Genomic DNA, 24,456 nt, shown 5'->3' on the forward strand with positions numbered 1-24,456 from the left:
AGGCGCCCGCCTCCTCGGCCTCGGTGCCCAGCACATCCAGGGCGGTCTCGTGCATGGCGATGTCGAGTTCGGACCAGAACACCTTGGTGATCGAGGATTCCGCGCCGAGCTTGCCGCCCTCGTTCAACCGGGTGACGGTGCCCCAGGTGTGCAGGCGATAGGCCTCGCTGCGGATCCAGGCGTCGACCACGGCGTCGCGCTGGGCGGTGTCGGATTCGTCGGCGCGCTCGGCCCACAGGTCGATCAGCCTGCTCGCGGTCGCGGTGAACCGGCCGGGACTGCGCAGCGAGAGGCCGCGCTCGTTGCTCGAGGTGCTCATCGCCACCCGCCAGCCCTCACCGGGCGCACCGATCACGTCCTGATCGGGGACGAACACGTCGTCGAGGAAGATCTCCGCGAAACCGGGCTCGCCGTCGAGCTGGGGAATCGGCCGCACCGACACGCCCTCGGCGGTGAGCGGGAACATCACGTAGGTCAGGCCCTTGTGACGTTCGGCCTCCGGGTCGCTGCGGAACAGACCGAAGGCCCAGTCCGCGAACGCCGCTCGCGAACTCCAGGTCTTCTGCCCGCTGAGCAGCCAGCCGCCCTCGGTGCGTCGCGCGGTCGAACGGATGCCGGCCAGATCGCTGCCCGCCTCCGGCTCCGACCAGGCCTGCGCCCAGATGTCGTCGGCGCGCGCCATGCGCGGCATGATCCGGTCGAGCTGTTCTTTCGTGCCGTGCTCGAACAGCGTCGGCGCCAGCAGGAAGATGCCGTTCTGGCCGACCCGGGCGGGCGCCTGCGCGGCGTAGTACTCCTGCTCGAACAGCACCCAGTCCAGCAGCGAGCAATCGCGGCCGCCGTACTCCCGCGGCCAGGCGACCACCGAGAGGCGGGCGTCGGCGAGCGTGCGCTCCCATTCCCGGTGCGCCTCGAATCCCTCGGCGGTATCCATCGAGGGCAGCGGCCGCGCGGGCTTGTTCGCGGCCAGGAAATCCCGCACCTCGCGCTGGAATTCCCGCGCCGCCTGATCCAGATCCAGATCCATCAGGCCGTCCCGTTCTTCTCTGCGGCGCTTGCCTTCTCGGCAGCTCCGTTCTTCTCGGCGCTGTCCGAGCCGGTGCTGTTCTTCTCGGAGGCGGTCGCCGTATCGCGCATGCTCCTGGCGTTCATGCCGCCCAGCGAATCCGCGCCGACCTCGGCATTGTGCGCGTGCGCGAAATGGTGCAGGCCGAACACCGAGTCCATGCCCGCGCGCATCCCCATCAGATCCTCGGCCTGATTGACCGCCTTCTTGGTCAGCGCGAGACCGAAGCGCGGCATCGCCGCGATCTTCTCGGCCAGCGCGAAGGTCTCGGCCTCGAGATCGGCGCGCGGCACGACGCGATTGACCATGCCCCACTCCTTGGCCGTCGCGGCGTCGAAGCGGTCACCGGTGTAGAGGAATTCCTTGGCCTGGCGCGGGCCGAGCATCCACGGGTGCGCGAAGTACTCCACGCCCGGAATGCCCATGCGCACCACGGGATCGGAGAAGAAGGCGTCCTCGGAGGCGACGATCAGGTCGCACACCCAGGCCAGCATGAGCCCGCCGGCGATGCACGCGCCCTGCACCATGGCGATGGTCGGCTTGGGGATCTCCCGCCAGCGCCGGCACATGCCCAGGTAGACCTCGGACTCGCGGGCGAAACGCTGATCGCCGCCCGCCTTGTCGACGTGGTCCCACCACAGCACGGCCTTGTTCTCGTAGTGCACGTGATGATCGCGGCCCGGCGTGCCGATGTCGTGGCCCGCGCTGAAATGCTTGCCGTTGCCCGCCAGCACGATCACCCCGACCTCGTCGTCCTCGACCGCGCGCACGAAGGCGGCGTCCAGGGCGTAGGTCATCACCGAGTTCTGCGCGTTGCGGTAGTCGGGCCGGTTCATCGTGATGACGGCGACCCGGCCGCGCCGTTCGTAGGTGACGACGTCACCTTCGTCGGGCACCCCGGCGGGTTGGTCTGACATTACGAATTCTCCTCACGTTTTTCGCCATCGCGCTTGTCGCTGTCACGGAGATGCCGCTTGAGCACTTTGCCCGCCGCGCTGTAGGGCAGCCGGTCGCGGAACTCGATCGCCCGCGGCACCTTGAAATTGGCCAGCACGGTCTTGGCGTGCGCGATCACCTGGTCCTCGGTGAGCGTGGCGCCGGGCTTGGGCACCACGTACGCCTTGCCGACCTCGCCCATCCGCTCGTCCGGAATGCCGACGACCGCGGATTCGGCCACGCCGTCCAACCGGGCCAGCGCTTGCTCGACCTCGGCGGGATAGACGTTGAATCCGCCGCTGATGTACATGTCCTTGAGCCGGTCGGTGATCTTCAGGTATCCGCGCTCGTCGACGGTGCCGATGTCGCCGGTGTGCAGCCAGCCCTCGTCGTCGATGGCCTCGGCGGTGGCCTCGGGGTCGTCGAGGTAGCCGAGCATGATGTTCGGGCCGCGCAACAGCACCTCGCCGGAATCGGCGAGCTTCAGCTCGAAACCGGGGATCGGCCGCCCGCAGGTATTGGCCACCGTGGTCGCGTCGTCGGTGGCGTCGCACATGGTGCCGAAACCGGCGGACTCGGACAGGCCGTAGGCGGTGAGCACCACCTCGAAGGCCAGGTCCTCGCGCATCCGCTCGATGAGCACCACCGGCACGGTCGCCGCGCCGGTCACCGCGACCCGCAGCGAACTCAGGTCGTAGGACGAGCGGTCGGGGAAATCGAGGATGGTCTGGTAGATCGTCGGCGGGCCGGGCAGCACCGTGATCTTCTCCGAGCCGATCAGCCGCATGGTCTGCGGCACGTCGAAGGTGACCTGCGGGACGATCGTCGCGCCGGTGACCACGCACGCCAGGATCCCGGCTTTGTAGCCGAAGTTGTGGAAGAACGGGTTGACCACCAGGTAGCGGTCCTCGGTGCGCAGCGTGGCGCAGTCGGCCCAGGCCCGCACCACCGCCAGCGCCTGGCGATGGGCCACCAGCGTGCCCTTGCTGCGGCCGGTGGTGCCGGAGGTGAACAGGATGTCGGACAGGTCGTCGGGCTCGACCTCGCGCGCACGCTGCTCGGCCGCCTCGGGGGAGACCGACTCGGCGGCCGCCGCGAGATCGGCCCAGTTCAGGGTGTGCTCGTCGGTCGGGACCGCGGTGCCCGGCTCGACCGGGATCACCACGACCGTCTCGATCGCGAGTTCCGGTGCCGCCGCGCGCAGTTCGGCCAGCCGGTCGCGGCCGAGGAAGGTGCCCGAGACGAACAGCGCCGCCGGATGCACGCGGGCCAGCACGTCGGCGGCCTCGTCGGCGACATAGCGGGTGTTCAGCGGCACCAACGCCGCCCCGGCGTACTGCGCGGCCAGCGCGGCGACCACCCAGTGATGGGTGTTGGGAGCCCACATCGCCACCCGGTCGCCACGGCGCACGCCGCGCGCCAGGAGAGCGCGGGCCGTGCGCTGGACCTCGGCCAGCAGGCCGGCCCAGTCGAGGCGGACCTCGCCGTCGGCGAGCGCGGGCGCGTCGCCGTACGCGCGGGCCGCCTCGTGCAGGGCCAGCGGTGTCGTCTGTGCAGGAACGGTCACGGATTTCCTCACCGTCGGTGCGCGCGCCCCTCGGCATCGAACCGGTGCCGACTCGAGCAAGCGCTCTACAAAGCAAGTGCTTGGTAGGTTATCCTACCGGCGTGGTTGCGATCCAGACCTCAGAATCCGACACCGCCGCACAGGACGCGCGGTTTTGCGCCGAAGTGCGCGAATGGCTGGCGGAGAATCTCGACGGCGAATTCCGTGAGCTGCGCGGACTCGGCGGCCCCGGCCGTGAACACGAGGCCTTCGACGAACGGCTCGCCTGGGACCGGCACCTGGCCGCGGCGGGCTGGACCTGCCTCGGCTGGCCCGAGGAATACGGCGGACGCGATGCCAGCGTCCGCCAGCAGGTGATCTTCCACGAGGAGTACGCCAGGGCGAACGCGCCCGCGCGGGTCTCGCACGTGGGCGAGGAACTGCTCGGCCCGACCCTGCTGGCCTTCGGCACCGAGGAGCAGCGCCGCCGCTTCCTGCCCGGCATCCGCAACGTCACCGAGCTGTGGTGCCAGGGCTATTCCGAACCGGGCGCGGGCTCGGACCTGGCCGCCATCACCACCGCCGCCCATCTCGACGGCGACCAGTGGTCGATCAACGGCCAGAAGATCTGGACCTCGCTGGCCCACGTGGCCGACTGGTGCTTCGTGGTGGCCCGCACCGAGAAGGGCTCGAGCAGGCACAAGGGCCTGTCGTATCTGCTGGTGCCGATGAAGCAGCCCGGCATCGAGGTGCGCCCGATCATCCAGCTCACCGGCACCTCGGAATTCAACGAGGTGTTCTTCGACGACGCCCGCACCGACGCCGATCTCGTGGTCGGCGCGCCGGGTGACGGCTGGCGGGTGGCGATGGGCACCCTCGCCGTCGAGCGCGGCATCTCCACCCTCGGCCAGCAGATCCGCTTCGCCCGCGAGCTGGCCGACATCGAGGACCTGGCGAAACGCACCGGCGCCGTGGACGATCCGCTGCTGGCCGACCGCATCGACCGCGCCTGGGTCGGCCTGCGGGTGCTGCGCGCACACGCCCTGCGCACCATGGCCGGGCACGGCATCGACGAATCCGGGCAGGCCTCGGTGGCGAAGTTGTTGTGGGCCAACTGGCATCGCGGGCTCGGCGAGCTGGCGATGGCGGTCCGCGGCGCCGAGGGCCTGGTGGCCGGCGCGGACGATCTCGACGAATGGCAGCGGCTGTATCTGTTCACCCGCGCCGACACGATCTACGGAGGTTCGAACGAAGTGCAGCGCAACATCATCTCCGAGCGGGTGCTCGGTCTGCCGAGGGAGGCCCGGCCGTGAGCGAGAGTGGACAGAACCCGGGCGGCCCGCTGTCGGTGGCTCCGCAGCCGGTGGCCGGTCACGGCCTGCTCACCGGACGTGTCGCGGTGATCACCGCGGCCGCGGGCACTGGTATCGGCTCGGCCACCGCGCGGCGACTGCTGTCCGAGGGCGCCGACGTGGTGATCTCCGACTGGCACGAGCGCCGCCTCGGCGAGACCGAGATCGAGCTGAAAGGCGAGTTCCCCGACCGCCGGATCGCCGCGATCGCCTGCGACGTGCAGAGCACCACGCAGGTCGACGACCTGGTGAAGGGCGCCGCCGCGGCGCTGGGACGCATCGACATCATGGTCAACAACGCCGGCCTCGGCGGCGAGACACCGGTGGCCGATATGACCGACGAGCAGTGGGATCGCGTCCTCGACATCACTCTCAACGGCACCTTCCGCTGCACCAGGGCGGCGCTGAACTACTTCCGCTCGGCCGGGCACGGCGGTGTGATCGTCAACAACGCCAGTGTGCTCGGCTGGCGCGCGCAGTACGGGCAGGCCCACTACGCGGCCGCCAAGGCTGGCGTCATGGCGCTGACCCGATGCAGCGCGATCGAGGCCGCCGAATTCGGCGTGCGGATCAACGCCGTCGCGCCGAGCATCGCCCGGCATGCTTTCCTGGACAAGGTCTCCTCGACCGAACTGCTCGACCGCCTCTCCGAGGGCGAGGCGTTCGGCCGCGCCGCCGAGCCGTGGGAAGTGGCCGCGACCATCGCCATGCTGGCCAGCGACTACACCACCTACCTCACCGGCGAGGTCGTCTCGATCAGCAGCCAGCGAGCCTGAAGATTCGATTCCCGGGGGTGTGGTGCGCGTGTCCGGCGGTTATGCCGGACTCTCGCCGATCCGGGAATTCAGCCGTGCGGCGCGTTTACCCCGCTTGGTGAAGTCCGAGCATTCCGGGCATTCGGCGATGACCGGGTGGCGGCAGGCGGTGAGGTGTTCGAGGAACTGGTCGGTGGCCTGCAGCAAAGCGATTCGGTCACGCACCTGAGCGCGATGGGCGGCGATGAGCGCCAGGCGTCCCTCGTGGGCGCTGTGGCCGAGTCGGCGCATCTCGTCGAGGGACAGTCCGGCGCGTTGCAGGATCTGGATCAGCCGCGCGGAGTCGAGGACGTTCTCGTCGTAGCTGCGATGACCCGACGGGCTGCGCGGCGGCGTGAGCAGACCGACGGATTCCCAATGCCGGAGCACATGCGCCTCGACACCGAGGGCGGCTGCGGCGTCACCGATCCTCATCGTCCGGGTTGTGGTCACAATGCACCTCTTTACTTCATGTCGACATGAAGTATTACCGTGCCATCGTGTCTGATCCAGTACGTACCCCGAGCCTGTTCGAATGCTGTGCCGCGGCAGTCGGTTCCGTGCACGGCGCGCTGCGACCGCGGCGTGCCGACGAGCGGTTCCTGCGTTCGATCACCGATGCGGGACTGCCCACCGCCCGGCGCACCGTCACGGTGACCTCCCTGGCGCAGGTGCCACGGTTGGTGCCGACAGCCGCTGTCGTGGAAGGACGCTTCGCGCCGCGCCGCATCGCCAACTCGCTGACCTCTTTCGTGGTCCAGCACCCGGAAGCGACCTTCCTCGTCGATCCGGGCTACTGCATCGATGCCGATCATCGCGCCATCGCGCAGCTGCCGAGACCGCTGCGGATGGCCGTGCGCCCACCGTCGGACACCATCCCGACGATCACCGCCCTGGAAGCCGAATCCGCCTTGCCTCCCGTGGATTTCGCGCTACCGACACACGCGCACTGGGATCATGTGTGCGGATTGCTCGATCTGCCGGGTCTGCCGGTGTACCTGCACAGCGCCGAGTACCACTGGATCTCTCGAGGCGCGGTCGCTCCGGTCGGCGGCGTGCGCGATGCGCTGAAGGATCGTCCCCTGGTCGAATACGATCTCGACGGCCCGCCGATCCTCACCTTCACCCGCAGCCACGACCTGTTCGGCGACGGCAGCGTCGTCCTGGTCGACCTCGCCGGCCACACCCCCGGCAGCATCGGCATCCTCGCCCACACCCGGCGCGGCTGGATTCTGTTGGCGGGTGATGCCGCCTGGCATTCTCTGCAGATCGAGGAGATTCGTCAGAAATCCGCCTTTCCGGGCAGTTTCGCCGACAACGACCGCGACCTCACCTTCAAGACCCTGCACCGCCTGCACCTGGCGCGTCACTGCGCCACAGTCATCCCCACCCATGACCACGACGCAACCCGTCATCTCTCGGCACATTCGGACAGTGGGGTCGGCCAGTAGTGCGCTGAATACTCGCAGCGGCCGTCGTGGCTGCCAGTGGCGGAAGGCGGGATGATGGCAGGATCTTTCAGCGGGTCTCTACCTCACCCACTGGTACCAAGCAAACGCTTGGTTGTATCATGGCTCTTGTGACGGCCCCAGAGACCTCGAAATCAGCACGGCGCAACGAATTGCTGGCTTTGGCGGCCGAGCTGTTCGCCGAGCGAGGCCTGCGTGCGACGACGGTGCGCGACATCGCCGACTCCGCGGGCATCCTGTCCGGCAGTCTCTACCACCACTTCGATTCCAAGGAATCGATGGTCGACGAGATCCTGCGCGGCTTCCTCGACGATCTGTTCGGCCGCTACCGCGAGATCGTCGCCGCGGGCCTGAGTTCGCGCGCCACCCTGGAAGCCCTGGTGCTCGCCTCCTACGAATCCTTCGACCGCTACCACGCGGCCGTGGCCATCTACCAGGCCGAGGCCAAGCGGCTGCGCGACGCCGAACGATTCGCCTACATCGACGAATACAACCGCGAGTTCCGCGCGCTGTGGCACAAGGTGCTCACCAACGGCGTCGCGGACGGCAGTTTCCGGCCCGAGCTGGACGTGGAACTGGCCTACCGCTTCCTGCGCGACACCGTGTGGGTGGCGGTGCGCTGGTACCGCCCCGGTGGACCGATCACCGTCGACACCCTCGCCAAGCAATACCTCACCATCGTGCTCGACGGACTGACCGTGCCCGAGCGCACCGACCAGGCGTAGCGCCATCGCGCGCGCCGCCGCGCCCCACTAGGAGTTCTGATGTCCGCACCCTCCGCCCGCCGCCCCTATGCCCCGTTGCGTGACGCCTATGTCGTCGACGCCGTGCGCACTCCCGTCGGCAAGCGCGGTGGTGCGCTGGCCGGTGTGCACCCGGCCGACCTGGGCGCGGCCGCCCTGCGCGGCCTGTTCGACCGTCAGTCGCTCGACCCGAGCGTCGTCGACGACGTGATCGTCGGCTGTGTCGACAATGTCGGCCCGCAGGCGGGCAATATCGGCCGCACCATGTGGCTGACCGCCGGCTACCCCGAAGAGGTCCCCGGCGTGACCGTGGACCGCCAGTGCGGTTCCAGCCAGCAGGCCATCAACTTCGGCGCCCAGGCCATCATGAGCGGCACCGCCGAGGTGATCGTCGCGGCCGGCGTGCAGAACATGAGCGCCATCCCGATCTCGGCGGCCATGCTGGCGGGCAAGGAGTACGGCTTCGACTCGCCGTTCGTCGGCGCGCAGGGCTGGGACCACCGCTACGGCACCGACGAGGTCTCCCAGTTCCGCGGCGCGCAGCTGATCGCCGAGAAGTGGGATATCACCCGCGAGGACATGGAGCGCTGGGCGCTGCGCAGCCACGAACGCGCCCGCGACGCCATCAAGAACGGCCGCTTCGACAACGAGATCGTGCCGGTCGGCGATTTCTGGATCGACCAGGGCCCGCGCGAGACCACCCTGGAGAAGATGGCCTCCCTGCCCGCCCTGGCCGAAGGCAGCCCGCTGACCGCCGCCGTGGCCAGCCAGATCTCCGACGGCGCGAGCGCCACCCTGCTCGCCTCGGAATGGGCGGTGCAGGAATACGGGCTGAAGCCTCGCGCCCGCATCCACCACGTCTCCGCACGCGGCGCCGACCCGATCATGATGCTCACCGCGCCGATCCCGGCGACCAAGTGGGCGCTGGAGAAGACCGGCCTGACCATCGACGACATCGACGTGGTCGAGATCAACGAGGCCTTCGCCCCGGTGGTGCTGGCCTGGATCAAGGAGACCGGCGCGGATCCGGAGAAGGTGAACGTCAACGGCGGCGCGATCGCGCTGGGCCACCCGCTCGGCGCGACCGGCGCGAAGCTGTTCGCCACCCTGCTCAACGAGCTCGAGCGGCGGAATGGGCGGTATGGCCTGCTCACCATCTGTGAGGGTGGCGGCACGGCCAACGTGACCATCATCGAGCGCCTGAACTCCTGACCCTGGACGGTACGGGGCGCGGTTGTCCGCCGCCCCGCACCGACCGACGCCTTCGAAAGACGCAACGTGACAAGAGTCCGTGCGTACAGCATTCGTCGGATCACGACACGTGAGGTTCGCAGCTATTGCCGAACTCCTTGAGGCAGGATCAAGTAGCGAGGCTCCCGAGAAGCGGTCGCTGCGGCGCACCCCGGCGTCTACAGGCAAACCTTGACTTTGCACCAAACAGGTTAGAAGAGGGAGATCTCGCAGATCCTGGCCGAGTGTCTAGGTCCGCCGAGCGCAGTTGGTTACGCCGCCAGCAGCGAAAGATGTTGGGCCACAGGCACTTAATGGATTGTACCAGCGATCCGAAACTTGCGGATAGGGTTGGCATCCCCGATCTCACGGTATCGCAGCAATGGGTTACACTGCAGTGGTGCCCGGCACGGGGGCGCGGCTCGATGTTGTGGGTATCCGGCGTGGCCTGCGACGAGTCTCAAGGATGCTCACCCTCCATACGTGTGCAGAGACTTCGATTTGTTGCGCAGGATGCTTTGACCTGCCTCTGACTGCTGAGCCGGACAGCACGGAGGATGTGGTATGTCCGCGCTTGGAGCTACCTCACTCATGGTCTTGGTGCCATGTGTCGTAGTCCTGACGAGGGTCATTCGCGTAGTTGTTATCGTGCGTGCCGCGAAATCCTTGGTGGAAGACTGTGATCCAGATCAACGAGCGGATTTGAGCGCCCGCTTGGTCAGTGTTCTAGCCGCGGGTCCTGGGCCCTCACGCCGCCGGACCGTGGCCTTTGGAGAAGAGCGTGACTAAGTCGACGAACAGGTCGCAGACGGCAAGAATATGTTCTGCTGCGACCGGCGTGTGTTACACCGAGAGTCAGAAGTGGTTTGATCAGGGGCTGATCAGCCGGCAACGGCCGGTGCCCGAGGCATCGACTTTAGATCAGAGGAGACTCGAGGCGATTGCGGCGCATGAATTGGCCGGAGCGTTTGGTGACAGTCAACTCGACGGAGCGCTACTGGGAATCCAGAAGGCTAAGCCGGTTCAGACGGGATTCCTGTGGCTTGAGCCGCATCCCACAATGGCGTATGCAGTCGTTCATCGACTTTTGCCGCACCATGACCACGACTACGGTGGACTGCGAGGCGTTCCGGGATTGCGCCCCCGCAGTCTCAAGGACGGACTGCTGGTCCTTGCCGATTCACTATCGACCGCTGGGCTAGTCCTTCGCGTGCCGCAGGGCTTCTCCTTGCGGCCCGCTTTATTCAACGAAGGCAATTACGATGTAATTTGGAAAGACGATCCTGAGTCAACCCACGAGAGTGAAGGTCGCTATCTCCACACCTGGTCGATACCCTTCGACGCTGCCGGAGCGCGGCGCCGTGATCTCGTCCTCAGTCGGTTGCTGCGGAGGCCAGGAACATTGCAAAGGATAGGCACCACGCACGGCTTGGCGCAGACGTGGTCGCACTGGTCCAGGGATCTCGTCATCGCATGGTGCTGCGGTGCCTCCGAATCGGAGGTGAAATGTCAATTCCGCAAGAGTGGTTTCGCCGAAGACTTGGACGGCGTCGAAGTCGATAACCGGGACTCTTTCAGTGGCATATGGTGGAGCGATACGGGAATCGATTTGAGGCATTTTTCGAGTTGCATGCTCGACGAAGACTGGTCGAGCAATATCGTTGCGGGTTACAAGATCGACGAACTTCTCGGTCGGTACCCGTGGTCCCACTATCCGCTAAATGCGCAAAGAATGAGGTCAAATACGTAAGCAGCGCGATAGAGGCGGATGCGACAGTATCATCACCGACTTCGTATCACGCAGGGCGGTCGATCAGGGAATCCTTGTGTCAGCTGTGCCAAAATCGTTGCGGCACAAGCCCAACGCTGCCGCTGCAACAACTATTCTCTGGCCCTGCGCATGGAAACTGCTCGACATTCATACTCCCCCTGGGTAAGGTCCTCGATCTCGACGTCGACTGGATCGCCTTCACTCAGCGTGAAAACGTCACCCTTGTCCACAGTGGACAAGTGAAACCACGCCAGTGAGCCGTCTGATCGAGTCAGCACGCCGGTGCCGTTGCGGATGTTCAGCGGTAGACCGTCGCACGCTCCATGACCCGCCCCCTTCGCTGCGCCGTGTGATCGACCAGACAGTCCAATCCTTGCATGGCACGCATTTCTTCGCAGTTGGATAACCCGGAATCTGCCTGGCTGGACACGCCGCCGACGCGCACGGACGCAGCCCGCCAACGGCACTCAGTGCTCGATGCCGTCGGTGAGCTGGTCTGTCCCCGGTGAATGAGACCACCTCGAACTAGAGTCCCGTTGGCCCTGGTCAGGGGCCGGAAGGGACAATCAGAACCATGGCAGGACGGAAACGGCACTCCGCGGAAGAGATCGTGCGGAAGCTGCGCCGTGCCGATGAGTTGGCCGCCGCGGGGGCTTCGGGTGAGGAGATCGCCGCTGACCTGCAGGTATCGCCGGCGACGTTGTATAACTGGCGCCGCCAGTACGGCGGGATGGACACCGATGCCGCCAAAGAGCTCAAGGATCTGCGCGAGCAGAACGCCCGGCTGAAGCGGCTGCTCGCGGATGCCGAGTTGGAGAAGGACGCGCTGCGGGAGATCGCGAAGGGAAAATTTTAGGCCCGGCGGCCAAGCGGCGGGCGGTGGACATGCTCTTACAGGTCAAGGGCATGTCCGAACGGTTCGCCTGCAAGGTTGTCGGGCTGCATCGGTCCACGTTCCGACGACTGCCGATCGATCAATCGCCGGATGATCCCGATGGCGGGACCAGGGCCTGGCTGCGCGATTACGCGCGTAAGAATCCGTGTCACGGGTTCCGGCGGGCGTGGGCGGCGTTGCGGTTCGACGAGGGGCATCGGGTGAACCGCAAGCGAGTCCACCGGTTGTGGAAGCAGGAGGGCCTGCAGGTGCGGGTGCATCACCGCCGTAAACGTCTCGGGTCCTCGTCTGTGCCGGCCGTCGCTGCGGACGCGCCGAACACGGTGTGGGCGTTGGACTTCCAGTTCGATTCCACCGTCGACGGACGAGCGGTGAAGATCGCTTCGATGGTTGATGAACACACCCGTGAGTCACTGCTGCACCTGGTCGAACGCTCCATCACCGGCGAGAAATTCGTCACCGAGCGCGCCCGGGTGTTCGCTGCCCGGGGTGTCCCGAAGGTGCTGCGTTGCGACAACGGTCCGGAGATGATTTCCGAAGCGCTGCAACGGTTCTGCGCTGATCGGGTCGGGATTACCTATATCCCGCCCGGTACGCCCTGGAATAACGGTTACATCGAGTCGTTCAACCGCCGGTTGCGCACCGAGTGCCTCAACCGCAACCACTGGACTTCCTTGCTCGAGGCCCGTGTGGTGATCGGTGACTTCAAATCCGACCACAACCTGCGGCACCGGCATTCAGCGCTGGGCTACCGGACGCCGGCCGAGTACGCTGCGGCCTGCACCCATACCCACCATCCGGTGGATTGTGGGATCAACTGAGATGACGAACAACCCGGACTCTACTTCCGGGTGGTCGCGTTATCGGGGACTGGCCAGAGCGACCAGCCGACTACCAGAAAATTTTCTGATCGGAGTATTGGCGCCGACCTCGCCGAGCGGGCGCCGGACGAGTCGCTACGCGAATCCTCACTCCCCGAACTCGCTCGCTGCACCGCAGGTACGACCAGGTTGGAGTGTCTCAGCGGCCGGAGCCGAATCTCAACAGCGGAACATCGAACATGTCCGGTTGGGGTGTCCGGTGCAGTTCCGGCGAGATCACTTCGGTGATGATCATCTCGGTCAGGAACTGCACCCGCGCACCGAGAAGATGACTGGTGTGACCGGTCGCCGAATACTCCTTGAGCCCGACAGCCACATGGATGTGTGGCTTGACCAGGCCCGTCTCGGGGTCATAGGCCAGGGTGCCGCCTCCGAACGCTTCCACATTGCGTAGATGAACCTTCGACCAGACCGGCTCGTCCGGGTTGTCGATGCGCTCGCAGGTGCCGACGAGATCGACCTCGCTGAACCCGGCGATGAACGATGGGATGTAGCCACTGCGCAGGTCGTTGTCACGGCAGAACTCGGTCAGAGCCGAGTAGAAATCGTCGCCGTGGTCGAACACGACCGCGAAGGACCGGCCGAGAATGACTTCCCGGGATCGCATCAGACCTCCACTGTCGTCGGCCAAGGCCAGGTGTGAGAAGGGGCGTATCCGCCGGCGGCGGCGAACGCCCGATGGATGATCGACCGGTCGGCTCCAGTCGCGAGTACGGCGTGCAGGAGAAGGCGAGCCTTGAGGGGATGGAGGTCGCCGGCGGAGATGAGGCCACGGGCAAGGAGGTCGCGTTCGGATCCGGGGAATCCGTAGGTGGATTCGAGCACCGGTCCGGCTCCCGTACGAGAGGCGAGCACCACCGGGATGTTCTCCGCGAGCCGATCCAGCGCAGGTACCAGGACGCCGGGGACGTGGCCTGCCCCCATCGCCGCAAGGACTATCCCGTCGGCCCGGTCCGCGATGGCCTCGAGCGTGGTGCCGTCGTCGCCCAGAACGACCGGAATCAGTGCAACTCGCTGATCATCACCGGGTTCAGCGGGCACTGTGTAGCGGTCGAGAGTTCTGTGGTGGAAGCGTGGCGTGTGCTCCACGAGGTAACCGACAGGGCCGGTGGTGGCAGACCGGAATGTGGCGGTGCTGGTGGTGTGGGTTTTGCGGACGTCGCGCGCGGCGTGGATCTCGTCGTTGAAGACCACGAGGCAACCTAGTTCGCGGGCGTCGGGATGCGCGGCGGTGAGGATGGCGGCGAGGAGGTTGGCCGGACCGTCCGCTCCGGCGAGGGTGGGGTTGCGCATGGCTCCGGTGACCACGATCGGTGCCGGGCCGGAATGGAGCAGGTCGAGCAGGTACGCGGTTTCCTCGATGGTGTCGGTGCCCTGGGTGACCACCGTGCCGTCGACGTCCGCGGGTTGGTCACAGATCGCCGCGGCGAGTGCGGTGATATCGGGGATGGTCAGCGAGGCCCCGGGTAGTTGACGAAAGTTGACGACCTCGACGGTTACCGCGCTGTCCGCAAGCCCGGGGACGGCCGCGAGGAGTTGTTCGGCTGTCAGGGTCGGCGCTACTCCGCCGGTGTGACTGCCGGACATGGCGATGGTGCCGCCGAGTGCGAAAACGGTGACTCGGCGCGGGGTTTGGACGGTGGGCACTTCGGCAGCCTATCGAGAGTGGTGGCGTTCGAGCGTCGCTTGCGAGGCCGGTCGAATCGCCGTCGAACAGCCGACACCTACCAGACCCGGTCGCCGCGTCTCATCACCGATATCAGGTCGGTCAATCGTTGAAACCGACCCGATTCAGCGAGAGCAGATCGATGCCGTGACGTGCATAAATCTTCACGGTGTTCTCCCCGGTCAGTTCCTCCTCGCCGTAGCCGAGCAGGGCCGCGACCCGCACGACTTCTTCTCGTGAGTGCGCCTCGATCTCGAGGTAAGGCGGGATGAGGGGCCATTCGTCGATCTCGAGCAGAGCGCCTTCCAGCTCGAAGCTGGTGCGCCGATTCTCCTGATAGTTGCGGGCGGTGAACCCGAGTCGGTCCAGCAGTTCAGCGGCGGTCTCGAACGAGGACACCCCGACCTCGACCTCATCGGTGCCGTCGATACCGTCGTGCCGGATCTCCTTGACCGTCACCGACGATTGGGATCCATTATCGCGCAGCCGGATCCATCGGCTGTTGTCACCGGGGGCGACGTCGTAGACGTAACGCCGCAACAGCGCTGTCGCGGCCCTGCGGCGACCGCCACTGGCGATGATGGCCTTCGCTGTGGCCTCCGGATCGATGCCCAGTACCTTTGCCTCATATTCGATCTGCATCAAGAATCCTTTGCTCTCAGGAGGGGGAGGGGGACAAACGAAGGTACTCGTGCTCGCGCAGCTCGATGATCTCCCGGGCGAGCGCGCCGTCGATCAACCGTCGTACGCGCTTGGCATGTGCGTAATTCGGAACCACGATGTTGGCCGAGGCGCCAAGCCCGTGATCGAGTGTCGCCCGGACCGAATCGCGCAGTACCGCGATCTTTCGGGTCGCTCGGCGGGTGTCGGCGAACTTCTGGTGTTGTACCTGTGCGAGTTCAGTGGCGGTGGTTCCGAAGATGCTGAAGTTGACGCGATCGAGCCCGGCACGGGCACAGGCGGCGGCGATCGGTGCGACGTTCTCACCGTTCGAGGTCATGCCGACACGAAAGCCGGTCTCAGTGCACACGGCGATAATCTTCGCGAGGTGGGGGTGCAGGCTCGGTTCGCCGCCGGTCAGGTGGACATCGTCGAGGTCCAGTTCCGCGTGCAAACCAGTCAGCGCTTCGATGAACTCGCGGTCCGGTGCCACGGTAGCCGGCAGAAAGCGTGCACCGTTGCTCGATAGATAGATCGACACCCGCCCAGACCGCCCCCGCCCAGTCATCGATGCCGTGGCAGCACCGATATTGTCGGCCGCCACCGGCGTGCCCTCGTTGTGACAGAAGGTGCAGGCCATCCCGCACGCATCGATTACTTTCACGCGCAGGGTGCGGTCCCGATGCACCCGGATCGGTAGGCCGTCGTTCATGGCCGCGGCTTCGGGAGCCATCGCGGAACTCAGCGGTTTCATCGGCGTGCCCCTCTCGTGGTTGCTGGAATCAGCGTGGAACCTGAGCAGGCGAGAAGAGATTGACCGGAACTGTGGGACCAGCCCACGCAATGACACCGCCGAGTCTGCCGCACGGCCTTTAACACGTTGCGCGACAGCGCGATAATGCTTATCTTCCCCCCGCGAGGTGGGGCACCATGAGTCGGCGCAGCATGTTCGATCCCGGCGCGGTTCCAGCACGGTTCTGGCACCGCGATGACGTGCGCTTCGCGCTGGCACGGCGCGAGGTGGGTCGGCTGTTCGGCATCTACCTCGGTGCGTTTCCCGACTGCACCCAGGCCCGACTGGCCCTGCTCACGGTGAGTCGTCTGAACGCGGTGGCTTCCTGCCTCGATTGCACGTACCGCCACGCGATTGCGGTGCGCAGTCGCGACTCGAGTGCTTCGGCGAATTTTTGCATCCTGCCTTGAGGCGTGTACTCTGACTCCCTTACTTACCTTCAGGGGGGCAAATGTCGCCATCACGCCACACTGCGCGATCCGCTGCCGATCGTCGCCATCCGGATCACCCGAAGTACTGTCAAGCTTTGGGGGAAGCTGTAATTGAGGCAGGGAACATGTTCATGGCTGGGTTCGACATCATGCGTGTGCATGGTGGATACCGAAGCGACGACATGTACCAGATGACATTCGGGCAGTTGTTTGACAAGTTGAAGAAACTCCTCGCGGAGCAAGAATCTAACGGTTCACCCACTCCAGGATTCGGGGAATTTCTCAAAGAGTTCCGTAGGGCAAAAGATTTTCGTAACGATCTCGCTCACGGGATACCAACTACACAGGGGCTGTTTCGTCGCGAGCCGAACAAACCCGAGTCGGTGCGTATGTATGACACCATAGAAAAGCTGAACGAACTAAGCCGTACGTTTCGAAGGATCGCCGCACTGGGGGATAGTGTTGCCAAGCACGACATAGAAAAATTCGAGGACTGGGTACGGCGAGGCTATAGCTAAGGGCTCCTACGGGATCGATTGCGGAGCCTTCGCTATAAGCAGATCAAGGCCACGCCGAGGTCGAGGAAACCACGAAGGATATCGGCGCGAGGTTCCCAGCGGACGGCCGGGCGCCGGTGCTGGTGCAGCAGCGCCAGGGTTTGCTCGACGATCCAGCGTCCGGCGGTCACTCTGTGCAACACCAAGCGGTCGTCCACCCGGGCAGGCCCGAGTGTCCCCGGAGCCTGAACCGGCAGTAGCGGCTCGATTACCGCCCACAACTCGTCATCCACTATCCACGGTGCCGCTACGTTCAACATGCTGCACCACGGTCAGATCCATTGCCAGTCGAGCGATCCTGTTAGGAGCTCTTAGCGAGATCGCGCCCTCACGCCGACACGCGCTTGCGCCTGAAGACTCGTGCGGATTTCCTGGTGAATTGTGGTTGAAGTGGTTACAGCAGTCTCGACCGATACAACCAGCCCGTAACGAAGCTTGTCGTGCTTCGATAGTTTCTGTGCGTCGTCCATGCAATCTACATGGACGGGAAGACGACCATCGTCGGCGAGTCGCAAAGTGCGGTTGCCCTCGATCACCTCGTGCTGACAGGTACCGCGGCGCACAGAGTTGTGATCTGCCTGCGCGCGTGAACCACCTGTCGCTCGGTCATCGATCTCGAAGTGCACTTTGGCGCTGCGGTACTTAGTGAGCTGTCCAGCGGTGGGGGCCATATATGCGAGGGTGATGGTGAATCGGTGCCATGCGGCCTTTGCATGAAGTGATGCTGGCAGCGGAATCCAATGAGTATGACGCTGATCTCGTTCGATCAAGCCACCGGCAACCAGCACTGCTCGGTTTGTCGCAGCGGCCCCCAACCGGTCAACCGCGAGTACGCCGTATCCCAGCAATGCGGTGAGGTCCCGTCGGGCAGTCCTGGAATCCATGGCCAGTATCTGCTGCAACTTCTGACGAAGGTCACCCCAGTCGCAGGCGTGGACGAGCAGGGCTTTCGTCAAGACCGGGTGGAACTGAGCATCGGGGAATGGTACATCGGCGGGACTATCGGCCCCGGATTCGAGAATGTCGAAAATATGGCTGGCCTCGCGGGTGACCAGCGCGGTGGCGTTGCTGGTGCCGTGCGTGAACACGGTGGCGTTCGTGGCACCAAATCGACCTGGAGCAGCGACACGATTGCCGGGACCTGATGTGCTCGTGTTGGCGAGTTCGAGTTCCACGGTTGGATGCCCGTTCGCGGGTACGGGTTTGACGTAGAGAGCCCGTCCGCCTACATGGTGCAGGTCGGGCTTCACAGACCTGCCCACCCCCGGTCCGACTGCTCCGTAGAGAGCTGGCATCCCCAGATCCAGAAGGTCCCATACTGTGTCTGAATCGGCTATGGCACCAGCTGCGTCGGCATGTGTGGCACTGACGGTCAGAGCGTTGAGGGAATCTCCGGGCGGAAGTATCCCTCGGGAACGGGCATTGTTGCGGGCGGCCTTGATCGCTTCGACACGTGCGGTCTGTATGTTTGATGCCGCTTCGGCAGGTATGGCGAGTCGGCTGTTCAGGTGGTTGCCGGCGCTGACGACGAAGAGCACGTTGTACTCGATCGAGAGCCAGTCGAGCAGTTTGCCGAGTGGACTGATACGTCGGACCAGCGCGCGCGATTCGACACCGATCGACAAGTTGATGATGCGGATGCTGGGGGCGACCCCCTCGTGCTGACCATCGCCGTGGAAGATTCGCCGTATGGCTCCATGCAACAAGTCGATCCACAATTTGCCCTCAACTGGCTGTTCGTATCCGGGCTGCCACGGATGGGGTTGCAGAATCGGGCGAACGTACAGAGGCCGATCAAGAGGTTGTTGGGTGGCAGACAGGTCACCGTGAATGATCAGCGATGCCATAGATGTGCCATGACGTCGTGAGCTGACTGCGTAGGCGTCGGAAAGGCTGTCGGGGTCGTCGACGACGAGCCGCCCGACCAGGGCATCGTGGTTGATAACCGGCAAGCCGTCCAACAGTGCGATACGCGGCTTGGTCTTGAGCCGTTCGGCCTTCGGAAGTCCTGCTGTTTCCAGAGGGTCCGAGGAGGGTGTGCCGACTGACATCGGTGTGTAAGGGCTGACGAACATGATGTCTTCGGCAGACAGGAGTTGGATCGACTCGGCGCCCTCGCGGAGGACGGACTGGACATGTTGAACGGGGATCTCGACCAGTAGACCGTGGTATGCGATGGGGGTGATTTGAGCGCCATCCACTACACGTCCGTTGACGGCGTTGACGAGACCTTCCACATGGCTCTGGGCCGCTGCCCTCTCCTCCGCGGTCCGGCGGAACCACAACTCGATCTCGACCATGACCGGACTTGGAGATTGTCCGACCACTTGCAGTCGCTCGTTCCACTGCTCGAGCAATCCCGTGTCTCGAATCCGGTCGGTGACGTCCCACCTACGAATGTCTCTGAGTTGTTCGAATGCAGTCTTGAACTTTCCGAGCCCCCGGTCGAAGGACGCGGTAGGGTCCGCTTCCCAGCGATCGAATAACTGTATGAGCTGGTTGGCGGCCTGTGCGTTGGACATAACCAGATATAGGGAGTGCGCGACGGGCTTTTCGGCTCGGTTGGAGTTTTCGTCGAGCATGTGGAAGTCGTCGTCGGCCTCGGACTCGTCATCGAGCAGTTCAGTAAGGAACTCGAAGCCTTCGATTCGATCGATTGCGTTGCGGAACTGCTGGATCGTGCCCGCGAGGTCGAAGACGAGCACAAGTTCGGGATCGATTTCGTCGACCTGCCCGTTCGCCAACACGGCGCGCTGATTGGCAAACGCATCTGCGAGAGCCTTGAACTTGGGGGAAAGCCTGGTGACTTGACGAGCGTGGGTCGGCTTATGGAGCGAAGGCGGCCGTCGCTGCGGCGACTTCGGGCGGTCCCCTGTGGTAGGTGAGTTGAGCGCGAGAAGTGGACGAGGTTCCCCCGTTACTCCGTTACTTGTTTGCGCCAGTGCTCAAGCCTTTCTTGAACGATTCGACGGAGGTCGACGTCGGGCAGTTCTAAAACAGCTCGGCGGCGGACGTCGAGTGCGAACTCCTCCAGTTCGGCGTAGCTCGATCCCGCCAGCCTATCGGCCAGTGTACGAGGCGTGTAACCAAGATCACCACCGAGTCTCGCCGCGAGCTTTTCAAGGTACTTCGTCGCCTGTGCACGGCTTGGGGCACGTAGTTCAGCCCGGATCTGGAATCGACGCCATGCCGCCCGGTCAAGCAGTTCACCATGGTTGGTTGCCCCGATCAGAATGACGTGGGCGGGAAGCCGGTCTACCTGAAGGAGGAGCGTCGATACGACACGTTTGATCTCCCCTGTCTCATGCTCGTCGGATCGTTCCTTGGCTATGGTGTCGAGCTCGTCGAAGAACAGTACACAACGGCGAGTCCTCACGAACTCGAAAGCCTGGTCAAGCCGGGCGGCCGTCTCGCCGAGGAAGCTGGACACCACTCCCTCGTAGCGGATTACGTAGAACGGGAGCATCAACTCTGCGGCGATTGCCTCAGCGACGCTGGTCTTGCCGTTGCCAGGCGGACCTGATAGAAGGAGACGGTTTCGGGGCTCGATTCCATAGCTGCGCAACAGCTCCGAACGCTTTTGTTCTTCGACCAGTTCGGTCAGCACGCGACGAGTGACAGGCTCTAGTTCGAGTTCGTCCATCCGACGTTGAGGGAGGATCTCCGCGACAAGATCACGCACAGCAGTTGCGTGCTCGTCACGGGGCACCCCTTGGCCTGTGGTCGTGATGATTTCAGATAGACGATCCGCTACAAGATGATGCTGCTTCGCGCGTTCCTCGGCGATTACAGCTTCAACAAGCATCCGAAAGCGGTCACGGTCCCCCCGTCGTTCGGCTTCGACGAGGTCGAGAAGCAGGTCAGAACGCGCCATTCCCCGCCTCCTTTACCACGTGGATCTCTATGCTCAGTTTACCCATCAGGGAGCGAAGCGTACCGTGGATGAGTTCGCGAGCTGCATCGAACCGTAGGCGCAGGCCGTCAGATCTCCAACACGCCGCAGGGCGGTCGCTTCCCAACACATAGCCGTCTCATATGCCAAGCAGTCCAGCCAGAGAGTGGTGCGCCCATGGGCGAACGTTAAGCCGAGCCGTCTGGCCATAGACACATGAGCATGGGGTTCGGACTACTCTTTCGGCCCATACCCCGCGCAGCGGGTTGAAGGTGTGCAAATCGTGAGGAGGGAATCACGTGGCGATTCAGGCCGTGGTGTTCGATGTCGGCGAGACCCTGGTGGACGAGACGCGCGAATACGGCACCTGGGCTGACTGGCTCGGAGTTCCCCGCCACACGTTCGTCTCCGTGTTCGGCGCGACCATCGCTCAAGGGCTGGACTACCGCGAGACCTTCCAGGTCTTCCGCCCTGGGTTCGACCTCACCGCCGAACGAGAGGCCCGCGCCGCCGCAGGTCAGCCGGAGTGGTTCGGCGAGGAAGACCTCTATGCCGATGTGCGCCCCGCCCTTTCCGAACTCCAGGCATCGGGAATCTGGGTGGGCGTAGTCGGTAATCAGACAGTGCGCGCTGGCGGACTGCTCCGCGGGCTCGAACTACCCTGCGACTTCATCGCGACCTCCGACGACTGGGGCGTATCCAAGCCCGACACCGCGTTCTTCGATCGGATCGTCGAGGAGACAGGGATGCCAGCTGACGACATCCTGTATGTCGGTGACCGCCTCGACAACGACATTGCCCCGGCTAAGGCGGTCGGAATGCGGACGGCGTTCATCCAGCGCGGCCCATGGGGGTGGATCCACCGAGACTCGCCTTTGCTGGACGAACTGGCCGACTTCCGTATCGACCTCCTGACCGAACTCCCTGCTCTTGTTGCAGCCGATGCCGGCGCGCTCCACTCCCACTGAGCGCGCCGGGCAGTAGCTGCCTGGCACCTATCCGATGAGCGAATGGACGGTGGTATGCCAGTCGTAGAGACGCTCATCGAGTTCGCGTACGGCTGGCAGTGAGTCCCAACGTCGAAGCGTTGCCCGCACGGCCTTCACTCGATCGAGCGCGGTCGAGTACCAGTGCTGGCTGATCCCGGTCAGCGCCTGCTGGAGGTATGCGCACGCCTGGACGGGGTCCTCCAGCAAGACCGCTGCCGCTGCTGCATCCGCGAGATACACCGCCCTCTGTTTGACTGCGGCAGCGGGCAGTTCATCGAGAACTTGACGTAGGGTTTCGGCGGCTTCGCGGCCACGGCCCAGCGATATGAGGGTGTTTGCCTTGAATCCTCCCAGTCGGGTCGGCGAGAACCAGTCCAGCCAGAGCGGTGAGGGGTCGGCGGCAGGGTCGAAGGCTGCGTAAGACTGCTCGGCGTGGGCGATGTGGGCAAGCGCGGCTTTCGCATCGCCGAAACGCGTGTCGACCTCGGCAGCCACCGCGTCGAGCCATGCGATGAATTCCCCGTTTGCCCTACCACGGCGCGCGAAGGCTCGTGCAGCTGCGATGCGTTCGCGCGCCTCCTCGGCACGTTGAGGGTCACCGGAGAAGGCTGGCGCAAATGCCATGTGCGCGAGAACCGCCGCACCGAGGAGAGAGTCGTCAGCTTGCTGGGCTGCCTGTAGAGCGGCCCCGAAGCTATGGTGCGCTTCGGCTGGCTTGTCCAGGTCGAAGAACTCCAAACGGCCGGAGAGCAAGTTGGATTCGGCAACGGCTGGGGCGAGGATCGTCAGGGCGCGGCCCTCGGCACGCTCGAGGAGTTCCATGCCTAGGTGGGCGTGTTCTTTGACGGAGTGATGCAGGCTCGATGCCGAGAGGGTCCAGTAGAAGCGGCGGTGTGCAGCGGTGATGGTCGCGTAGTCGGCGGCGCCCGCCGTGGTGAGACGCGGCAGATTGCTGCTGCGCAACATGATTCGTTGGCGAGCGGAAGCTGGACGGACATCGGTCCCGTGGGCCGACTTTCCATCAGCCCACGGGGGAATGAAGCCGAGTTCCGTGATCGGGCGGTCGAACAGTGCTTCCAGTGCGGTGACATGTTCCGTCTGAGGGAAGGACGGATTGGCCGATTCCCAGCGACGAACGGTGCGCGCGGACACCTCGACCCGTAGTCCGATGTTGCGCGCGGTCTCGGTAACTGCGTCAGCGAGTGCGGCTTGGGAGCGGTATCCAAGCGCCACACGTGCGGCTTTCAAGGCCGCGTTCCCGGTTTTTGCCATGGGTCGACGATAGACCGGATAGTGGCTATCCCGCGACCTACTTCGCCAAAAGCGGCCACATGATGTCCGCCTGTATGGCCTTCTTTTATACGCACACTGCGGTCACGCTTGCGTGTGCCCCAAACACTCGCCCCGTCGTCGGGTTCTGGGGTCCGCAGCCTGATGTCGGGAGCAGGCATGCACAGGCTGCATCCCAACTCTCGTGTGTCCCAGGAGATCTCAGATGTCCGTGTACGAAGTGTGTGTCTTTCTAGCGGTTCTTCCGCTGGCAGCTCTTGGTGTGCTCGTGCCATTTCTTGTCGAGTCTCGGAAGTCGCCCGCACTGATCTCTGTGCAGCCCAATGAGATCCGGCGCGCGCACGATAAGCGGGGCGGTCCCGGCGGTCGGGCTGATGTCCGGACAATGGGTTCCGGACGTGTCGACTGCCCGAGTGTCCGATACGGTGCGAAACCGCGGGTTACCGCCTCGTCCGCGAGGCAATTCACCGGCGCTGCCTCCAGTCTTTGCCCCATCGGTCGTGGCTCGCCACCTGATGCCGACAACGCGTCGCGTGTCCCGCTCTACACCGACCAATTCGCATCCGACCCGCACGCCGAGTACGCCCGGATGCGTGCACGGTTCGGATCGCTGGTGCCGGTCTGGCTGGCTCCAGGGGTTCCGGCGACGTTGGTGATCGGCTACTGGACCGCACTGAAAATCCTCAACGATTCCGAGCACTTCCCCGCCGATCCCAGTTCCTGGCAGCGTGACATACCGCGGGGGTGCCCGGTGCTGCCGATGATGCAGAAGCGTCCGAATGCTCTGCGCAGCAGTGGGATCGAGCATGCGCGGTATCGCGCGGCCAACGTGGACGCCCTGGGGCGTGTGGATCTGACCGCGCTGCACGATGTGGTCGAGCGCAGTGCCGCGCGGTTGATCGACGGGTTCAGCGCCGCCGGCCGGGCCGATCTGCTCGGCGACTACGCCCGCCCGCTGGTCTTCGAGGTGATCGGCGAACTGATCGGGTGCGATCCCGAGATCAGCGATCGGGCCGCCGCCGGGATGGCGATGATGTTCGACTCCACCGCCGACGCGGGGGAGGGGAACCGCCTGGCGGTGGGGGCCTTGGCGGAACTCGTCGCCCGTAAACGTGCCCGGCCGGGGGAGGACATCACGTCCTGGCTGCTTGCGCATCCGGCCGGTCTGGACGATGCGGAACTGGTCCACCAGCTGTTCACCCTGTATGCGGCGGCGAGTGAGCCGTTGACGAATCTGATCGTCAACACGGTGTCGCTGATGATGAGCCGCCCGGACTTCGGGGGCCGGGTCGTCGCGGGGGAGGTCTCGACCCGTGACGCGCTGACCCACGTGTTGTTCCGTGATCCGCCGTTGGCGAACTTCTGCATGTCGTATCCGCGTCAACCGCAGCTCATCGGCGATACCTGGGTGCCCGCGCATCAGCCGATTGTGATCAGCCTGGCCGCCTGCAACAACGACCCGGCCGTGATGGGCGGCAACATCTTCGGCAACGAG

At 64.8% G+C, this 24,456-nt stretch carries 23 protein-coding genes; 11 read left to right on the forward strand and 12 right to left on the reverse strand.

The annotated features are described in order from the left end of the window. From ON26_RS02175 to ON26_RS02185, 3 genes are all read right to left on the reverse strand, one after another. Positions 1-1,027, reverse strand: a 1,027-nt coding sequence (locus ON26_RS02175; protein ID WP_040794249.1) for an acyl-CoA dehydrogenase family protein, incomplete at its 3' end; no start/stop codon positions are given. Next, complete coding sequence (locus tag ON26_RS02180; protein WP_051026543.1) at positions 1,027-1,983, reverse strand: enoyl-CoA hydratase; 957 nt, start codon at positions 1,981-1,983, stop codon at positions 1,027-1,029. The genes ON26_RS02180 and ON26_RS02175, both read right to left, overlap by 1 nt. Then, entirely contained in the window at positions 1,983-3,569 is a 1,587-nt protein-coding gene (locus ON26_RS02185; RefSeq protein WP_040794250.1) for a FadD3 family acyl-CoA ligase, read from the reverse strand. The genes ON26_RS02180 and ON26_RS02185 overlap by 1 nt, the downstream gene beginning before the upstream one ends. 101 nt (positions 3,570-3,670) lie before the next feature. Here ON26_RS02185 and ON26_RS02190 point away from each other — a divergent pair, with 101 nt between their 5' ends. Together ON26_RS02190 and ON26_RS02195 are read left to right on the forward strand one after the other, a co-directional pair. Then, entirely contained in the window at positions 3,671-4,861 is a 1,191-nt protein-coding gene (locus tag ON26_RS02190) for an acyl-CoA dehydrogenase family protein (RefSeq protein ID WP_051026545.1), read from the forward strand. Further along, entirely contained in the window at positions 4,858-5,676 is an 819-nt protein-coding gene (locus tag ON26_RS02195) for an SDR family oxidoreductase (protein WP_040794251.1), read from the forward strand. Before ON26_RS02190 ends, ON26_RS02195 begins: the two co-directional genes overlap by 4 nt. A gap of 39 nt (positions 5,677-5,715) precedes the next feature. Here the strand turns inward: ON26_RS02195 and ON26_RS02200 are convergent, their stop codons facing one another. Next, the gene (locus ON26_RS02200; protein ID WP_040794264.1) at positions 5,716-6,129 is read right to left on the reverse strand and encodes a MerR family transcriptional regulator; all 414 of its coding nucleotides are present in this window, start codon (positions 6,127-6,129) and stop codon (positions 5,716-5,718) included. A 65-nt stretch (positions 6,130-6,194) separates the two neighbouring features. On the opposite strand from ON26_RS02200, the gene ON26_RS02205 reads away from it, so the two are divergent. The 5 genes from ON26_RS02205 to ON26_RS02225 all read left to right on the forward strand — a co-directional run bounded on the left by ON26_RS02205 (position 6,195) and on the right by ON26_RS02225 (position 12,623). Beyond that, positions 6,195-7,145: an MBL fold metallo-hydrolase gene (locus ON26_RS02205; protein ID WP_245545690.1), complete on the forward strand. Its 951-nt coding sequence runs from the start codon at positions 6,195-6,197 to the stop codon at positions 7,143-7,145. Positions 7,146-7,264: 119 nt separating this feature from the next. Continuing rightward, a complete protein-coding gene (locus ON26_RS02210) occupies positions 7,265-7,888 on the forward strand; it encodes a TetR/AcrR family transcriptional regulator (protein ID WP_083883669.1) in 624 nt (207 codons plus the stop codon). A gap of 75 nt (positions 7,889-7,963) precedes the next feature. Beyond that, positions 7,964-9,118 (forward strand): acetyl-CoA C-acetyltransferase, encoded by a 1,155-nt coding sequence (locus ON26_RS02215; protein ID WP_040794265.1) that lies wholly within the window; start codon positions 7,964-7,966, stop codon positions 9,116-9,118. Between the two features lie 799 nt (positions 9,119-9,917). Next, positions 9,918-10,886: a hypothetical protein gene (locus ON26_RS33090; RefSeq protein WP_157171759.1), complete on the forward strand. Its 969-nt coding sequence runs from the start codon at positions 9,918-9,920 to the stop codon at positions 10,884-10,886. A gap of 595 nt (positions 10,887-11,481) precedes the next feature. Continuing rightward, positions 11,482-12,623, forward strand: a protein-coding gene (locus ON26_RS02225) for an IS3 family transposase (RefSeq protein WP_085998937.1) whose coding sequence is annotated in 2 segments (ribosomal slippage) — positions 11,482-11,749 and positions 11,749-12,623 — 1,143 coding nt in all. Because the reading frame shifts where the segments join, the coding sequence is not laid out codon by codon here. A gap of 199 nt (positions 12,624-12,822) precedes the next feature. Here the strand turns inward: ON26_RS02225 and ON26_RS02230 are convergent. The 4 genes from ON26_RS02230 to ON26_RS02245 form a co-directional block, all read right to left on the reverse strand. Further along, positions 12,823-13,290 (reverse strand): PPC domain-containing DNA-binding protein, encoded by a 468-nt coding sequence (locus tag ON26_RS02230; protein ID WP_040794255.1) that lies wholly within the window; start codon positions 13,288-13,290, stop codon positions 12,823-12,825. Further along, positions 13,290-14,330, reverse strand: a complete 1,041-nt coding sequence (locus ON26_RS02235; protein WP_040794256.1) for an asparaginase — start codon at positions 14,328-14,330, stop codon at positions 13,290-13,292. Before ON26_RS02235 ends, ON26_RS02230 begins: the two co-directional genes overlap by 1 nt. Before the next feature lie 121 nt (positions 14,331-14,451). After that, complete coding sequence (locus tag ON26_RS02240; RefSeq protein WP_040794267.1) at positions 14,452-14,991, reverse strand: class IV adenylate cyclase; 540 nt, start codon at positions 14,989-14,991, stop codon at positions 14,452-14,454. Positions 14,992-15,007: 16 nt separating this feature from the next. Then, positions 15,008-15,763, reverse strand: a complete 756-nt coding sequence (locus ON26_RS02245) for a radical SAM protein (protein WP_083883670.1) — start codon at positions 15,761-15,763, stop codon at positions 15,008-15,010. 176 nt (positions 15,764-15,939) lie between these two features. Between ON26_RS02245 and ON26_RS02250 the strand changes: the two genes are divergently transcribed. Both ON26_RS02250 and ON26_RS33095 read left to right on the forward strand, forming a co-directional pair. Next, complete coding sequence (locus tag ON26_RS02250; protein WP_157171760.1) at positions 15,940-16,212, forward strand: hypothetical protein; 273 nt, start codon at positions 15,940-15,942, stop codon at positions 16,210-16,212. 152 nt (positions 16,213-16,364) lie between these two features. Continuing rightward, entirely contained in the window at positions 16,365-16,751 is a 387-nt protein-coding gene (locus tag ON26_RS33095; protein ID WP_157171761.1) for a hypothetical protein, read from the forward strand. Between the two features lie 32 nt (positions 16,752-16,783). Here the strand turns inward: ON26_RS33095 and ON26_RS33810 are convergent, their stop codons facing one another. From ON26_RS33810 to ON26_RS02265, 3 genes are all read right to left on the reverse strand, one after another. Continuing rightward, entirely contained in the window at positions 16,784-16,936 is a 153-nt protein-coding gene (locus tag ON26_RS33810) for a hypothetical protein (protein ID WP_218000532.1), read from the reverse strand. A 165-nt stretch (positions 16,937-17,101) separates the two neighbouring features. Then, entirely contained in the window at positions 17,102-19,537 is a 2,436-nt protein-coding gene (locus tag ON26_RS02260; protein WP_245545691.1) for a S8 family peptidase, read from the reverse strand. Positions 19,538-19,707: 170 nt separating this feature from the next. Then, positions 19,708-20,664 (reverse strand): AAA family ATPase, encoded by a 957-nt coding sequence (locus ON26_RS02265; RefSeq protein WP_040794259.1) that lies wholly within the window; start codon positions 20,662-20,664, stop codon positions 19,708-19,710. 317 nt (positions 20,665-20,981) lie between these two features. Between ON26_RS02265 and ON26_RS02270 the strand changes: the two genes are divergently transcribed. Further along, positions 20,982-21,650: an HAD family hydrolase gene (locus tag ON26_RS02270; RefSeq protein WP_040794260.1), complete on the forward strand. Its 669-nt coding sequence runs from the start codon at positions 20,982-20,984 to the stop codon at positions 21,648-21,650. 27 nt (positions 21,651-21,677) lie between these two features. Here ON26_RS02270 and ON26_RS02275 read toward each other — a convergent pair whose 3' ends face one another. After that, positions 21,678-22,943 carry an NsdA family TPR-like regulatory protein gene (locus ON26_RS02275; protein ID WP_040794261.1) on the reverse strand — a complete coding sequence of 422 codons (1,266 nt, stop codon included), beginning with the start codon at positions 22,941-22,943 and terminating at the stop codon, positions 21,678-21,680. A gap of 607 nt (positions 22,944-23,550) precedes the next feature. On the opposite strand from ON26_RS02275, the gene ON26_RS02280 reads away from it, so the two are divergent. Next, the coding region (locus tag ON26_RS02280) for a cytochrome P450 family protein (protein ID WP_174375355.1) at positions 23,551-24,456 on the forward strand (906 nt) is incomplete at its 3' end.

The sequence above is a fragment of the Nocardia higoensis NBRC 100133 genome (genome assembly GCF_000308595.1).
GTDB classification, from domain to species: Bacteria; Actinomycetota; Actinomycetes; order Mycobacteriales; family Mycobacteriaceae; genus Nocardia; species Nocardia higoensis.